Source organism: Psychrosphaera sp. F3M07, from assembly GCF_018860345.1.
Taxonomy (GTDB): domain Bacteria; phylum Pseudomonadota; class Gammaproteobacteria; order Enterobacterales; family Alteromonadaceae; genus Psychrosphaera; species Psychrosphaera aquimarina.
This window is the reverse complement of record NZ_JAHKPJ010000021.1, coordinates 94,044-109,850: the sequence shown is the minus strand read 5'-3', so window position 1 is coordinate 109,850 and position 15,807 is coordinate 94,044. Positions and strand designations below refer to the sequence as shown.

Genomic DNA, 15,807 nt, shown 5'->3' with positions numbered 1-15,807 from the left:
GCCGAAATTTACCACGAAGTAAACTTGACGCCAATCATTTTACTCTTTGTTTTAAATTTTTTATTGTTTATGTTCACAATATCAATCGAGTTAAGCCACTTTATTTTTAGATTTATGGTTTGCCCTGCCAGCTTTTGCTTTACTCGTATATTTATTTTTACCTTTTGGCTTAAAGGCCACTTTAGGTAACGACGAGAAGTCTTGCTGCTGTGCTTGAGCAACCATAGTGTTCAATACCGACAACAAAGGCTGCATAAAGCTTTGATAATTTACTTTTTGTTCACATATATCATTAAGAGTGGCTTCCCATTGCGCTGTCATGTCTGGGGTTGACGCTTTTTCGGGTAACGCATTAATCAGCGTTTTGCCAACGTCGGTCGACTTAATTGCTTTACCCACTCGGACTAAAAAGCCTCGTTTAAATAACAACTCGATAATACCGGCACGAGTAGCTTCTGTGCCTAACCCGTCGGTTTCCTTTAATACTTTTTTAATTTCTTTATCAGTAACAAACTTAGCGATACCTGTCATTGCCGCTAATAGTGTGGCGTCGGTAAATGGCGCCGGCGCTTGGGTTTGCTTTTCTACCACTTCACCTTTAACACAATGCAGAACATCGTTTAACGCCAAAGGCGGTAATTCTTGTTCGTCACTTTTATTTTTATCTTTAACTTTATCTTTGTATTGAAATAATGTTTTCCAACCGAGCTGCTGAACTTCATTAGCATTAACAACAAATATTCCACCAGCTATGGTTAATTCAACATGGCAATGTTGGTATTTATAAACCGGATAAAACTGCGCTAAATATTGACGACATATAAGAAAATACACGCTTTTCTCAAATGGATTTAAACTGATATTTTGCGATGACTTTTCAGTGGGTATGATGGCATGGTGTGCTGTGACTTTCGCACTATTAAACGCTTTACTTTTTAAACTTGCATCTGCGTTATTTGCCATCAGGCTCAGCTTTTCGTCACAAGACTTTAGGTGCTTAATGATACTTGGCGCTTGAGCAAAATGTTCATTAGGTAAATAACGACTATCAGATCTAGGATAAGTAATAAGTTTGTGTTTTTCGTATAAACTTTGGCATACATCCAACACCATTTTGGCATTTAATGAAAACTGTTTAGCAGCATCAATTTGCAGACTCGACAAGTTATATGGCAGAGGAGGATTGAGCTTTTTATCTTGTTTTGTTAACTCGGTGACCACAGCATCTTGATCCGTTATACGTTTAGCAACATTAAGCGCTAACGCTTTGTTTATAACTCGCTGTTGATTATCACTGTGTGGTAAACAAGCTGCACTCGGTTTCCATTTTGCTTTAAAGCTATGAACCGACTCTCCAAACTCATGACTTACGTCTTTATTTTGAATATACGCATCAACTTCATAATAATCATGTGGGGTGAATTCATCTATTTCTCTATCGCGATTGACGACTAACCCTAAAATAGGCGTTTGCACACGCCCTACCGATAATACACTGTTATAACCGCCTTTTTGGCCTTGTAAACTATAGGCACGAGTTAAGTTAATGCCGTACAACCAATCTGCTCTAGAACGCGCTAATGCAGAAATGGATAAAGGCATAAAATTTGAATTGGGTTGCAAGTTTTCTAACGAGCGTTTAACCGCTGAATAATTTAAGTCACTTATTAATAAACGCTGAACTTGCTGTTTTTTAGTTTTGTTTACTTTCAAATAATCAATGACTTCATCTACTAATAACTGACCTTCGCGATCTGGATCGCCAGCATGTATTATTTGAGTCGCATTTTTTAATAAGCTTTTAATTGCAGTTAATTGTGTACGTGTTTGGATTTTGGGTTGTAGCTGCCACTTTTCAGGCACTATAGGTAAGTGAGCAACATTCCACTTTTTATAATCAGGATTATATTTTTCAGGTTCAGCTTGCTCCAATATATGACCAATACACCAAGTAACCACATCACCATTACCCACTTGAATATGGGTTTTTAAGTTTTTATGTGGTTTGGGTAATGCTGCAGCTATGGCTCTACCTAAACTTGGTTTTTCTGCAATATAGAGTTTCAAACGGTTACTTTTATAATAATCTATTTAACATTTAGTTTAGTATATAGTGCTGTTTATGTATACAGTATTATTTAAAATAGTTATATTTTATCTATCGTGGAATATTTACTTAACGCCTTGAATAGATCAGCTTGTTTGAAAGGTTTGTAAATAAAATCAACTATTCCTAATGACGACGCTTTATCTCGGTCTTCTTTACCCACACTTGCGCTTAAAATAACAATTGGAATATGTTGTAAACGCAGATCTTGTTTTATTTTAGTTGACGCGGTAAACCCATCCATCACCGGCATTTGAATATCCATCAAGATTAAATCTGGCGTATTATGTTTAAGGTAATTCAACGCTTGTTGCCCATCATCAGCAAGATCACAACGGGCTCCTAGCGATACAAGCTGTTTTTGAACTATGGTTTGATTGATTTTATTATCTTCTACAACCAAAACATTCATGTCTTTGATGGCACCAGTTTTAGACGATCCAAGTTGCTGACCAGCACGACTTTCTTTGGATAATGGTACGGATTTAGGTAAGTTTAGTTTCACCGTAAACTCACTTCCTTTAGCAACATCACTGGTTAGTTGTATGTCTCCGCCCATTAACCCGCATAACTGCTTCACTATAGACAAACCTAATCCAGTGCCACCATATTTACGAGTTGTGGCGCTTTCTGCCTGCGCAAAAGAAGAAAACAATCTTTCCTGATCTTCTGGTTTAATCCCAATGCCGGTATCAATTACTTTTAATAATAGGGTTCTTGTTCTGTCAACATTATCAATACACTCCCCCCAAATACTAACGCCGCCATTGTCGGTAAATTTAATCGCATTGTTAAGTAAGTTAATAATGATCTGTTTAAACCTTAATTCATCCCCTTGAACCCAAAGGTCATAAGATGGCGCAAAATCACAGGTTAAACTAATGGACTTTTCTTTCGCTTTACTGTTGAACATTTCAACCACAGAGGTGGTAACGGCAGAAGGTTGAAAAGCGATACTTTCCAAAGCCATCTCACCGGCTTGCATTTTCGTTAGGTCTAATACGTCATTAACTATGTTCAATAAAATATCAGACGCATTGTCTATTTTAGCGAGGTATTGTTTTGCAACTTCGTCCGTTGTTTCACGTTTTGCAATTTCGGTAAAACCCATAATTGCGTTAAGTGGTGTGCGGTACTCATGACTTATATTGGCTAAAAATAAATTTTTAGCCTGATTAGCCGCTTCTAATTCATCGTTCTTTTTTAATAACTCAGCGGTACTTTCTGTTACTTTTCGGGTTAAGTTTGAATTAAAGCTAACAATAAAAAAAACAAACATGACACAGATAACACCTATAATTAGGCCGACCACCATGATGCTTAAATGCGCCCAGTTGATCAGTTTATATTCAAATTCTGTTGTACTATCAAATGTTAACGACCCATTCTTATCAAACATAGTAATATCAAATGAATAGGTAAATATACTGTCTTCGTGATGGCTTTCTTGTTTGAATAGGTTGTTGTTATCATCATAACTAAGCTGATAAGTGAAATTCCCTTCACCTAATTGTTTATATATGTCAGAAAGCAGGACATCAATCTCAAATATCACTTCCACCAGTCCAGTAAATTGCTCTATGCCAATTTCATTTTTTATGTAAATGGGATAGTAAACAATAATGCCGGACAGTTTATCTTGTTGTTGAGCTAGGGATAATAATGGCGAGATGGCATAATTTTTATTGTGTATCGCTTTCATCACACTTTCACTGACAACCGGATGGGTAGACACATCTAATCCTATTGCGGATTGATTCTCTTGCATTGGCTCTATATAAAACACGGGGAGGTAATAAGGTTGTTTTAAGGCCGTGATCATACCTAAATTGGTTAATTGGCTAATTTGGGCATTAGTAACACCTTCATTTTTTAACGATTGTTCAAATTCATCTCTTTGTTCGTGGGTAATATGAGGTAGCCAAGCCAGTGCTCTAATTTTAGTATCATCGCTGTTAATCTTATTGGTGAACAATTCAAATTCACTTCTTCCAATATATGAACTCGCTTGAAACAGCCCATCTAAAGACTTTATATGGTGTTTTATTTTGGTTTGAGTAATATTAAATTGCTCAATAAATGGCTCTGTGGTGTTTATAAAGTTTAGTTGTTTTTCTTTGTAATCAATATTGCTAACAACTAAATACAGGGAAGTGATCAATATAAAACTAAACACACTTGTAATAATGGCGGCCTTGCCCCGTCTTGTTCTTCTAACAAAATCATTTTTGTACAAGAACAAAAATATTGGCGTTAAAAATACAATTCCAAAAAACTCGCCAACCCACTTAACCGTACAGATGTACATTAAGACTTCTAGTTCCAGGGCAGTTCCGAACCAAAGTATCACAAAAAAGATAACGCTGAATATGAATGAACTAAAAGGGCCGGTCAGAATTAAAAACTTAATCGTGTTGTAAGGTTTATTAATATTGATAGGCAGTTTGCAAAGTCGAACAATTAGATATTTAGTAAAAACTAACTGAATTATGTTTATGACCGCCAACGACGCCGTTAGGTAATTTGGCAGAAATGCTAAATGACTGTCTTGATAAAAAGCTAATAAAGATGAGAGTAATGCACCTATTAAGATCCAACGACCAAATAAAAAGTACATGCCTAAAATGACGCCTGTTACAGGCCAAACAATACTCGCATAGCCAAAAGGTAATGTGAACAACGAGCCAAACTTCACTAAAACGAAGTGTAAACAAAAAGAAAATATAACTAATAAAATCTGTTTCAAACTAAACTGCTCACATTTAATCTATCCGCGGTTAAACATTACTTGCTAAATTAACTAATTCATTATTAACAAGTATCACAATATTAATATGGCTCCCTTGTACTAAGAATAAGCAAACAAGCCACAGCCTTTAGATCACGACATTGGGGAAACTCGTTGGATATTAACAACTGTTAACCATAAGTCATACCTTTAATATCTACACCGCATTGGAGACCTGAGTTTAGTAATAAGGTAAAACAAAAATAACTGTGAAATATTAATGACGCTTTACTGTTATTGAACCAACACAATTTTGCAACAAATTTGTCATTTGTCGTTGTTAACTTAGTTTAAAACGACAAATGAGAATATTTATGAATGAATTATGGATCGTGTCTTTATTAGGTTGCGTCGCCACCCTTTTACTATTCAGAAAATTTGCTATTCGACTTCGACTGTCAAAAGCCAAACATAAATCAATGCGAGGACATAGCAAATGGTCACGCAGAATAGCAGGATGGATTAAGTTTTTTGAATACTCACCACAACAGTATTTTTGTGTAGATGGTGCACCTGAAGAAGTGGCACAACAACGCATTAAAGGTTTTAACGCACTCACCAATAAGGTAAAAAAACAATCGGTCAAAACAATTGGCCAATACCAACAAATATCCGATGACATTTCTGATGTTCAATTTACCAGTTTGTATCGAGTCCCGTTTCCATTTAGAACCCACCTTCCAGATGTCTTCAAATTAGGATCCATGATTGATGCTAGCCAAGGGGTCAAAGTTAAAGATTTAGATGGTCAATGGCGATATGACTTATCGGGTTCGTATGGGGTTAACGTTTTTGGTTATGAATTTTATAAAGACTGTATAAAACAAGGCAGTGCAAGAGTGGAAAGTTTAGGCCCAGCTCTAGGCTCATATCACCCCTTGATTGCAGACAATGTTGCTAAAATAAAAGCGATTTCACAACTTGATGAGGTGTCGTTCCATATGTCTGGGACAGAGGCCGTGATGCAAGCCGTTAGAATGGCCAGATATCATACTAAAAAGACCCATTTAGTCAGACTATGTGGGGCGTATCATGGTTGGTGGGACGGCGTTCAACCTGGGGTTGGAAATCGACGCAAAGTAGACGATGTTTACACATTAGCAGACTTAAGTGAACAAACCTTAAAAGTCCTATCGACTCGTCACGATATTGCCTGTGTGTTAATCAATCCATTACAAGCTTTCCATCCTAATGCAGATTCAGCATCCGATGCGTCATTAATTGCCAGTGACCGAAACACACATTTTGACAAAACAACCTATACAAGGTGGCTAAAACGCATCAGAAAAATATGCACAGACCGCAATATAGTGCTTATCTTTGATGAAGTTTTCACAGGATTCAGGCTTTCATATCGGGGTGCCCAAGGTTACTTTGGTATTCAGGCCGACATGGTGACCTATGGTAAAACTTTAGGTGGCGGTTTACCTGTTGGCGTATTAGCCGGAAAACACGAGTTGATGAAACGGTTTAAACACGACAAGCCTGTAGATGTCTCCCTTGCCCGAGGCACATTCAATTCACATCCTTATGTATTAGGGGCGATGAATGTATTTCTTGAACGTATTGCAGAGCCTGAAATCCAAAAACTATATCAAAACATAGAACAAACTTGGATACGTAGGGTTGCCCATTTTAATCAGCTTCTAAAAGAGTCGGACATTCCAATCAAAATTGACAATATGCACAGCATATTATCCGTCAATTACTTACAACCCTGTGCCTATAACTGGATGTTACAGTTTTATCTAAGATCCAATGGTTTAGAGCTTAGTTGGCTTGGAACCGGTCGACTTATAATGAGCTTTGATTATACCGACGACGACTTTAATCAAGTGATCCACTTATTCATCGAGTCCGCTATTCAAATGAGAAATGATGGCTGGTGGTGGTACTCCCCAACGTTAAGCAATTCATCCATTAAACAACAATTTTTAAAAGACATGTTAAATGCAAGTCTGCCTTTCAAGGTTAAAGGCAAAAATAAACACCAAGGTAAAACCAACGAAAATGAACAATCTCCAACAAGCTTAACTCACGCTAAAACCTCAAACAGCGATAAGGTATATGGATCATGAACGTATTACATGCAGATAAATCGTCATATCTTGGTTTAACTCAATCTTTTAGCGACTCGCAAATGTCGGAGAAAGGATTTAGACAATCATTACAGGATGAATTTGGCCAATTTATTAGTGAGCAGGAAAAGCGTTTCCCACTTACTGATTGTTTGAAAATAGACTTACATTGTCACGATCACAACAGCGATATCCCTGATGAACTTTGGGGGCGGATATTACGCTTACCAGAGACTTGGCTAAAAACGAAAAAGTTAGTCAAACACCTGCAAGCTAATGATTGTGATGTTATTACCGTCACCAACCACAATAACGCTCGTTCATGTTGGGCACTGCAGGAAAAAAACATTGATGTATTGGTTGCCGCCGAGTTCACTTGTTACTTTCCAGAATACGAATTGTATATCCATATTTTGACTTACGGTTTTGACCAAGAGCAAGAGAAAATACTTAACCAAAAACGTCAAAACGTATATGAATTTGTTCAATATGCTGCACAACAAGATATTGCGTTAATAGTTCCTCACCCATTATATTTTTATACCAAAAACGACAAAATAGACGTGAGTTTATTTGAAAAAATGGCAGTGATGTTTACCCGTTTTGAAGTATTAAATGGACAACGAGACTTATGGCAAAGCGTACTGACGTTAAATTGGGCACAAGGTTTAACGCCAGAGAAAATCAATGAATACGCTAAAAAACACAATTTAAATCCAGCTGATTTTAACGTTGACCCAAGTCAACAAAAGATACTGACTGGTGGTTCAGATGATCACACCGGACTGTTTGCCGGCTTATGTGGTTCTTATCTCTATATCCCAGATTTAGAACAAAGGTTAAAAACACAAAAACCTTCCGAGTTGGCATTAGAAGCCATTAAAAAAGGTAATATCCGCCCCTTTGGTACCGTTGGTGAAAATGAAAAGCTCAGCATCACCTTATTAGATTATTTTGCTCAAGTTGCCACTAAGATTAAAGACCCTGGTTTGTTACGTATTTTACTGCACCGTGGTGGTACTTGGGACAAAATAGGCTGCTTTGTTTTAAGTAATGCTTTACTTGAAATGCAAAAAAACAAAAAAACGATGAAGTTTTTTGAATGTGTGCATGACGCCCTACAAGGTAAAAAACCTAACTTATTAGTTAAATGGAAAATTTCTAAAGATTATCGTTTTTGCATCGAATACTTAGAGCGTATCGCTGAAAGTAGAAACCAGTCTAACGAAGTATTTGTCGAAACCGTAACTGAGTCGATTAATGAGTTATTTACCTTTTTAAATCAATTGATCAAAAAACGTGTAAGCCATGCCTTAGAAAAGAATAATGGTTTTATTCCATCCGATTTAACAACCGAAGAATTAACCCGTAAATTTGAAATGCCAAGCCAGTTAACCGCTTTATTTTTTGGTGATGGTAAAAAACAAGACAACATCAGTAACATACAAGTAGGACAAATATTAGATAACCTCTCTTTTCCAGTATTGATCTCCTCGATATTAGCAGGTGCCACTTTGGCCTCAACTCGGGTGCTATATCAAAACAGAGACCTGTTAAACGAATTTGCTCATTACGTTGGAAAAAATGCCCATCAAAAACGCGCTCTGTATTTAACTGATACGTTAAAAGATAAAAATGGCGTCTCAAATTCATTAAGTGGCAAACTGGCTGAAGTTCAACGTTCAAACTTACCTGTAGACTTTTTAATTTGTCACAACGACGCTCATCCTGAATCTCACCTTCATGTTGTTCGTCCGGTCGCAACTTTCGATATTCCCAAATATGGAGAGCAAGAAATACGAATTCCAGATCTAATGGAAATAACACGTATTTTCTATAAAGGCGGATACGATCGGATCATCTGTTCTACTGAGGGACCAATGGCTGTGGTTTCATTGTTTATCAAACAAATGTTTAACGTGCCAAGCTACTTCTTTATGCATACCGATTGGATTGACTTCATCAAAAGTACAACCAACTTAAATCAATATGAGCGAGACCGAGTACGACGCTTAATTAGAGCCTTATATGAACAATACAATGGCATCTTTGTATTAAATAACGAACATAAAGACTGGTTAACAAGCTTTGAAATGCAGCTTAATCCACAACAGGTCAAGTTAACGGCTCATCACGCTCAAAAGCGAGATCACTCTATTTTACCCATTGCAAAATCAAGCATAGTGAAAGGCGCAACGGAATCCACACCGATACTCTTGGTTGCTTGTCGAGTCAGTAAAGAAAAAGGGTTATTTGATCTACCCAGTATTTTAACCGCGGCCAAACAACAGCTACCTGAGTTAAAAATCGTTGTCGCTGGCACAGGTCCGGCTTCTGATGAATTAAAACAAGCATTACCAGATGCTACTTTTGTAGGTTGGCAAAATAAGACTCAATTAGCCCAACTGTATTTGAGTTTAGATTTATTTATCTTTCCTTCTAAATTTGACACTTTTGGTAACGTCATTCTTGAATCCTTTACCCATGGTATGCCAGTGCTGGCCTATAACTGTAAAGGCCCTAAAGACATCATAGAAGACGGCATTAACGGCTTTTTAGTTGATAATAAAGAACAAATGACAAATAAAGTCCTTGAGTATTTTACCAATCCAACATTACAAGATGAGATGAAAGTTCAGGCTCTTATCCGTGCCAAACAATATCAAGCTGAACCTATTATGGCTGAGTTCTTAACCAACATGGGATTAGACTTACCTGCAGGTTATAACCAAAGTCCACTCTATGCAGATACCTCTCAAAAAGGAATGTCTGAGTCGACCTTGGATTTAAAAGCCAATACCACTTCACCGTTATCGCCCATAAACAAAGCTGCAACCAGCTTAACTGTATAAGGTAATTGGCAATCATAATGAATAAAGCGACGGATTCTTTAACCTTTAGTGAACAAGTTAACTTTTTAGTTACCAACCGATTACCTAGGCGATGGTTAACCCTGTTTATTGGTCGATTCAGCAAAATTGAAAATCCAATTGTCACTAAGCTATCCATCACTGTATGGAGATGGTTTGCTGAAGATTTACGATTAGATGAAGCTAAAAAGTCTACATTTACCAGCTTACACGACTGTTTTACCCGTGAGTTAAAAGACGGAGCAAGGGTTATCGACAAGACACCTTCAGTCGTGACAAGCCCCTGTGATGCCATTGTTGGTGAGTTTGGTGAAGTTATTGACGGTAAGTTATACCAAGCGAAAGGCTTTCCCTATCAAATCAATGATCTGATCCCCGAGGTATACATCAGTGACAAATACAAAAACGGGAAATTCATCACTCTAAGATTAAAATCCAGCATGTATCACAGATTTCACAGTCCGATTGACTGTGCTGTAAGCCAGGTAACTTACATTTCTGGCGATACTTGGAATGTGAACCCCATTGCATTAAAAAAAGTGGAACGTCTTTTTTGTAAAAATGAACGTGCGGTTATCGACTTACATACGGGCTCTGAACAACATCATTTAACCTTAGTTCCGGTGGCTGCAATTTTAGTCGCCTCAATGAAATTTCATTTTATTGAACCAACTTTAGACATGTTATACCAAGGTCCAAACAAAATTGGCTGCCAGCAGTCGTTTAATAAAGGAGACGAAATGGGGTATTTCCAACATGGCTCTACCATCATTTTATTTGCCAGTGCTAATTATCAGTTTTGTGAACAGTTACAAAAAGGGGGGCGTGTGAATGTAGGAAATCCATTACTGCAGGGCCATCCCGTTAATTAATTATAAATTTAAACAATGAAATATTACTAAAAACTCAGGAAATATTATGACATTTTTACAAGAACTAAAAAAACAACGTTGGGATGATCATCGCTTTTATCATCACAATCGCATAAACCAGTTTTTACATTTACTCAGCGCCATGTGTTTTGTTGTGAGTTATGTTTTGGTATTTTATTACCCAGCAGCGGCTGCCCTTGTAGGCTGGTTATTGTCGATGATTTTAAGACAGTCAGGTCATTTTTTCTTTGAACCATTAACCTATGACAAAGTAAATGACGTAAGCCACGAATACAAAGAGGAAGTTAAAGTTGGGTACAACCTGCAGCGTAAAGTGGTGCTGTTATCGATTTGGGCATTAGTACCGCTAGTCCTTTATTTTGAACCTAGCTTGTTTGGCTTATTTGAAGCACATACCAATGGTTATGAGTTTATTAATAACATCGCAATAACTTGGTTGTTTATCGGTATCGGTGCAGTGTTATTCCGAACCTTGCATTTATTTAAATTGATGGGGGTTCAATCAGGGTTAGTCTGGTTTACCAAAATCCTAACGGACCCGTTTCATGACATTAAAATTTACCATAAATCCCCATATCATTTATTAAAAGGTGAGATGTATGACGATATGACGGATTGGTACGAAGAGGTTCCGGCTAGTAATTGATTCTGGTTCAGCCACTCACACTTAGGCGGTAAACTTCTCCAAGATTACCGCCTTTAATCTTATAACCCAGTCGCCCTATAATCTTAAAGCTCTATAACCCTCGCCTTATCGCCTTATCGCCTTTTTGCTTTATTGCCTTATTGCCTTATTGCCTTATTGCCTTATTGCCTTAAAGCTTGTTACCAATTAACGTTTAGATAAACTACTAAACATAAAAACTTCACTCGTTACATTATAAAAAATCATTTATTAGTTAAATTAAACAACACCCTCACCAATTACAGGTATTGATAAATTCGTCCCGCCTTACACAGCCAACGGTCTCAAAAAAAGGGTTTAACTTCCTGACCCCTATTGATTTTTGATAATTTTCAATATCTAATGCCAATACGCTATTTAACGGCTTAAATGATTGTAAATAATGCATTTTTTATCTAAGTTCTTTTTATTGTCCGACGAACAAACGCCTATAGGTAATGCGCCAAACTGGCGGATTAGTGTTTTACGAATTCTTTTGTCGTTAGGCATGTTGTTATGTTTTGCGATAACCCTTCATACTTTTAGCATAGGTATGGAATACAATTTTATTACCGTTTTGATATTACCGGCTTTATTTTTTATCACGACATCCGCTTTACTTTCTTTAAGTGCTCGGTTCTATCATTTTACCGCCCATACTTTTTTACTCGCCATTGTTTTTGCCAGTGTTTGTATGAACTTTTTCTTAATCGACTTAGAACTTGCGCAAGTTGGTTCTATGTATATGTTTGCCTGCCCTATCATAGCGTTACTCTTATTAGGTTACAGAGTCTCATTGTTTTATTCAGTACTTAACTTAGTGCCTTTTTATATTATCCTTAATGATATTAATTTTACTGGTCAGATGGGGATTACAGAGCAACTTCCTAACGCCAGCTGGTACATCCTTGGACTCATTTTTCTGTTTTTTAATATCTGTATCCCACTAGCTATTGCTCGTACGACTGTAGCCGCTAAACGATTAAATCAAAGCATTATTGACTCAAATACACACCTAGCTCAAAAGAATGATCTGTACAGAACATTTTTTGTGGAGTCGAACAAAGCAAAAATAATCGTAGATAATACATTCACAATCACAGACTTTAATCAGCATGCAAAAACCTTATTTAATTTAACAGATAACTTAAAAACCTCGGGGGCAGGCTTATTCCATACGTTCCCTCAATTAACGGAGCCCAAGAATAAAAACGACAAACAGTTAATTGAAATGAACAATGCCTATTTCCAAGTCATGTGTGAAGACGTGAATGACTCCACCTATAAAGTTTACGAGTTTATAGATTGCACACAAGAACAAATCATAAAACAAAACCTCATCAACATTGAACAAGAAAATAAACGATTAAAGTACTGTGACAGTCGAACTCAATTACCAAATAGAGATTGGTTTGAATTTCAATGCGAACGCCTTAGAGAAAAATATTCTAAGCCTTTTTATGTCGTGGTAATGCAAACGGCGAATAATGAATATTTAAATTTAAAACTCAATGCCAATGATGTGAAATCGCTAATAACAGCGGCGTATAAACGGTTAAAATATGATGTTCAAGGCCCCCTACTTTGTTCTCATATTAGCTCTAACAAATTAGCCTTTGTTGTTACCGATGTTTCTGCCCATACTTTAAAACGTCAACTGCTGGTAGAAATAAAACACATTCTTGATCAAGATTATGCCTTAGAAGATCGTAAGTTTAACCTCTCATTCTTATTTGGTTTCGCGCATTCCGATGGTAATTTGAAAAGCAGTACTAACATAATTGCAAACGCCATAAGTGCGTTAAAACAGGCCAACATTAATGAGCCATTCACAGGTTACAACGAACAGACCTCAAACGATTTTGTAGAAAAATACGAAATTTCGATGTTATTAGATGAAGCAATTCAAAATGCTGAATTGGATGTACATTATCAACCTAAAGTTACATCAACAGGTAAATGTATTGGGCTTGAAGCCCTTGCTCGTTGGCACAGTCCAACCCTCGGCACAGTTTCTCCTGATGTGTTTATTGCCATTGCTGAAGAGTACAAAATGATCAGCCGTTTAACGGATTTAATCATCCAAAAAGTGTGTGCACAAATCGCATATTGGTCACAAGGTACAAACCTTACCCTTCCCGTCGCTATCAATATTTCACTTATCGACTTTAGTCAGAAAGATTTTGTCTCAAAATTAGTCAAGTCACTGGCTGACTTTAATGTTAAACCTCAACAAGTTGAATTAGAACTAACAGAAACCTCACTTGATGCAAACAAAGACCATTCGTTAAGCTTAATGCAATCCCTACAATCTTGGGGCTTTACGATATCTGTCGATGACTTTGGTGTCGGATATTCAAACATAGCGAGGCTGGCGGAATACCCGATTAATAAGTTAAAACTCGACCGCTCTTTAATCAGTCAAATTACCGATTCACCGAGACAAAAAAGTCTTGTTAAAGCCGTCCATGCCATGTGCAAAGAGTTAAATATTAAATGTGTCGCTGAAGGGGTTGAAACCGCTGAGCAAGTTAATACCATGGCCCAAATGGGCTGCAAAGAATTTCAAGGTTATTATTTTTCAAAACCACTGTCCGCCAAAGATTTTTCTAATCATATCCAAACTTTTGGTTATGACTTTACACCGAAAAAATCACTAACTGTGAGTTAACTTAAACCGCCACTTATCGGTGGCAGTTGTTAATATATGAGTTATGACACCGGGGTTTGACACTGTTTTTGCTGTTGGCCTTTATCAAAGAACAAAGTAATTTCAGCGACTTTAATGCCTAACTTACTCATACTTGTGCGGTTAAATACTCTATATTGATCAATTTGATACATCCAATCATCCATTTCAAATTGATAAACCGTGTCATCTATCGGCACAGAGAGTGTGTACTGCCATTGAAAGGCAAAACCAGACTGTTGACCACTTGCTACACCTACCACATCCTCTGCGGTACCGGAATACTTCCCTGCGCCTTGTTTAGTTAAATTCCATGTCCGATAGCTAATTTCACCATCATCAAAATAAAACGTTTCGGCTAAGGTGCCTTGTTCTTGTTGCCAATTTGCCGCTAATTCAACACAGAACCGACGGGTAACTTTACTCGAATAATCTTGGATCATGCCCCAAGCAATCATTTCGCCATTAAAGTATTGTTTTATATCAAATGTCGGCGCCTTGTTTTTATAAGTTGAAATGTCCGTACTACAACTAATCAGCAGAATAGAAACCAATAAATAGGTTATCGTTTTACCTATTTTCTTTATGTTTAACACCGTCATTATTTTATTCCCCAATGAGTAGTTTTCTTAATTTAGGCTGGCTTGTATTGTTTGATAACCAGATATCTAAAAACAAATTACTAAAACTTTTGTCGTTAATATTGCCAACTTCTTCATTATTAAAATAAAAGATGGTTGTTTGATTTTTCCTGTATAAGGTTAATGAATCACCTGACTTTATATCTGGCCAAATTGATTTCATTTTAGGAATATAATGCTGGTACTTAGATTCGTCATACTTAAGATGCTGCCATTGCTCGACAGTACGTTTTATTAATTCATCTGCACTAATATCTTTTAAATAATTGATTTTAAATAATAAATCTTGACCACTGTTGTCATCATACTTTCCAGTCTTTGTGAACAAACGACTGTTATAGATATCCCAAAACAAAAATGTAAACGTTGCATTACCAACTTGAACGTAACCAATATCTGTCAAATCATCTGGTAATTTACTGAACAACTTTGACTGTTCATTACCTCTATTCATTTCGGACTTCTCAACTACATTAGCTTGGGTAAATGTTGAGTGGAAAATCAAGATAAATATGATGAAACTAATTCGTAATGTTTTCATCTTCCCCCCTAGGGAAATTTACGTATTGATGAAATTGATAAAACAGCACCATTAACACCGACCACAGTGGTGCTAATATAAAATACGTGACATAAGGACCGAGTGGTAATTCAACCGCATCAAATGAAGCACCAGCTAAATAGCTAAAAGCCGGAAAAACAAACCCGACAGCAAATTGTAAAGGTTTAGATTTTGCTAAAAATGCAAGACTATGAGACACAGTTGCGGCAAATGAAGCCCACAAGCATATTAACCAAAAAGGCAATTGGCTTTGTTCAGGAAAATTAAAAACGCCTAGGCTAATAAGCGTTGAGTCTGCAATTACACCGGTAGCAACTACAAATGAAAAGACTTTCAGTTCAGCTTGTCGATTTGAACATTGATAAAAATGATAAATTAGCCAAACAAAAGTAAAGGGGATGAATTGGTTACCGTATATTACGAGCCCAAACCAAGAGAGATTAAATCCAATTATATTAACTAACATAACGCTACTTTTTGATGAGTTTGTAGAATATACGTAGCTAACCCGAATT

10 protein-coding genes are annotated in these 15,807 nt (G+C 36.8%); 5 read left to right on the top strand and 5 right to left on the bottom strand.

Annotated elements, in window-relative coordinates:
- Positions 1-90: 90 nt before the first annotated feature.
- Together KO505_RS11200 and KO505_RS11195 are read right to left on the bottom strand one after the other, a co-directional pair.
- Positions 91-2,067 (bottom strand): DNA topoisomerase III, encoded by a 1,977-nt coding sequence (locus KO505_RS11200; RefSeq protein ID WP_216055544.1) that lies wholly within the window; start codon positions 2,065-2,067, stop codon positions 91-93.
- Between the two features lie 80 nt (positions 2,068-2,147).
- Positions 2,148-4,853 carry a CHASE domain-containing protein gene (locus tag KO505_RS11195; protein WP_216055543.1) on the bottom strand — a complete coding sequence of 902 codons (2,706 nt, stop codon included), beginning with the start codon at positions 4,851-4,853 and terminating at the stop codon, positions 2,148-2,150.
- A 356-nt stretch (positions 4,854-5,209) separates the two neighbouring features.
- On the opposite strand from KO505_RS11195, the gene KO505_RS11190 reads away from it, so the two are divergent.
- The 5 genes from KO505_RS11190 to KO505_RS11170 all read left to right on the top strand — a co-directional run bounded on the left by KO505_RS11190 (position 5,210) and on the right by KO505_RS11170 (position 14,071).
- Entirely contained in the window at positions 5,210-6,973 is a 1,764-nt protein-coding gene (locus KO505_RS11190; protein ID WP_216055542.1) for an aminotransferase class III-fold pyridoxal phosphate-dependent enzyme, read from the top strand.
- Positions 6,970-9,825, top strand: a complete 2,856-nt coding sequence (locus tag KO505_RS11185) for a glycosyltransferase (RefSeq protein ID WP_252731773.1) — start codon at positions 6,970-6,972, stop codon at positions 9,823-9,825. The genes KO505_RS11190 and KO505_RS11185 overlap by 4 nt, the downstream gene beginning before the upstream one ends.
- A 17-nt stretch (positions 9,826-9,842) precedes the next feature.
- On the top strand, positions 9,843-10,715 hold the full coding sequence (asd, locus tag KO505_RS11180) for an archaetidylserine decarboxylase (protein WP_216055541.1): 873 nt from the start codon (positions 9,843-9,845) through the stop codon (positions 10,713-10,715).
- Between the two features lie 46 nt (positions 10,716-10,761).
- Positions 10,762-11,382 carry a hypothetical protein gene (locus KO505_RS11175; protein WP_216055540.1) on the top strand — a complete coding sequence of 207 codons (621 nt, stop codon included), beginning with the start codon at positions 10,762-10,764 and terminating at the stop codon, positions 11,380-11,382.
- A 421-nt stretch (positions 11,383-11,803) separates the two neighbouring features.
- Entirely contained in the window at positions 11,804-14,071 is a 2,268-nt protein-coding gene (locus KO505_RS11170; RefSeq protein ID WP_216055539.1) for a bifunctional diguanylate cyclase/phosphodiesterase, read from the top strand.
- 41 nt (positions 14,072-14,112) lie between these two features.
- Here the strand turns inward: KO505_RS11170 and KO505_RS11165 are convergent, their stop codons facing one another.
- The 3 genes from KO505_RS11165 to KO505_RS11155 are packed head-to-tail and all read right to left on the bottom strand — an operon-like array spanning position 14,113 to position 15,758.
- Entirely contained in the window at positions 14,113-14,691 is a 579-nt protein-coding gene (locus KO505_RS11165; RefSeq protein ID WP_216055538.1) for a DUF3833 domain-containing protein, read from the bottom strand.
- 4 nt (positions 14,692-14,695) lie between these two features.
- The gene (locus KO505_RS11160) at positions 14,696-15,271 is read right to left on the bottom strand and encodes a chalcone isomerase family protein (RefSeq protein ID WP_216055537.1); all 576 of its coding nucleotides are present in this window, start codon (positions 15,269-15,271) and stop codon (positions 14,696-14,698) included.
- Entirely contained in the window at positions 15,252-15,758 is a 507-nt protein-coding gene (locus KO505_RS11155) for a DUF2878 domain-containing protein (RefSeq protein ID WP_216055536.1), read from the bottom strand. The genes KO505_RS11160 and KO505_RS11155 overlap by 20 nt, the downstream gene beginning before the upstream one ends.
- Between the last annotated feature and the right edge of the window lie 49 nt (positions 15,759-15,807).

Excerpts from the sequence above, each read along its gene's own strand:
- KO505_RS11170 (WP_216055539.1), top strand. The coding sequence starts at position 11,804 with ATGCATTTTTTATCTAAGTTCTTTTTATTGTCCGACGAACAAACGCCT.
- asd (WP_216055541.1), top strand. The coding sequence starts at position 9,843 with ATGAATAAAGCGACGGATTCTTTAACCTTTAGTGAACAAGTTAACTTT.
- KO505_RS11155 (WP_216055536.1), bottom strand. The coding sequence starts at position 15,758 with ATGTTAGTTAATATAATTGGATTTAATCTCTCTTGGTTTGGGCTCGTA.
- KO505_RS11190 (WP_216055542.1), top strand. The coding sequence starts at position 5,210 with ATGAATGAATTATGGATCGTGTCTTTATTAGGTTGCGTCGCCACCCTT.
- KO505_RS11175 (WP_216055540.1), top strand. The coding sequence starts at position 10,762 with ATGACATTTTTACAAGAACTAAAAAAACAACGTTGGGATGATCATCGC.
- KO505_RS11165 (WP_216055538.1), bottom strand. The coding sequence starts at position 14,691 with ATGACGGTGTTAAACATAAAGAAAATAGGTAAAACGATAACCTATTTA.
- KO505_RS11185 (WP_252731773.1), top strand. The coding sequence starts at position 6,970 with ATGAACGTATTACATGCAGATAAATCGTCATATCTTGGTTTAACTCAA.
- KO505_RS11160 (WP_216055537.1), bottom strand. The coding sequence starts at position 15,271 with ATGAAAACATTACGAATTAGTTTCATCATATTTATCTTGATTTTCCAC.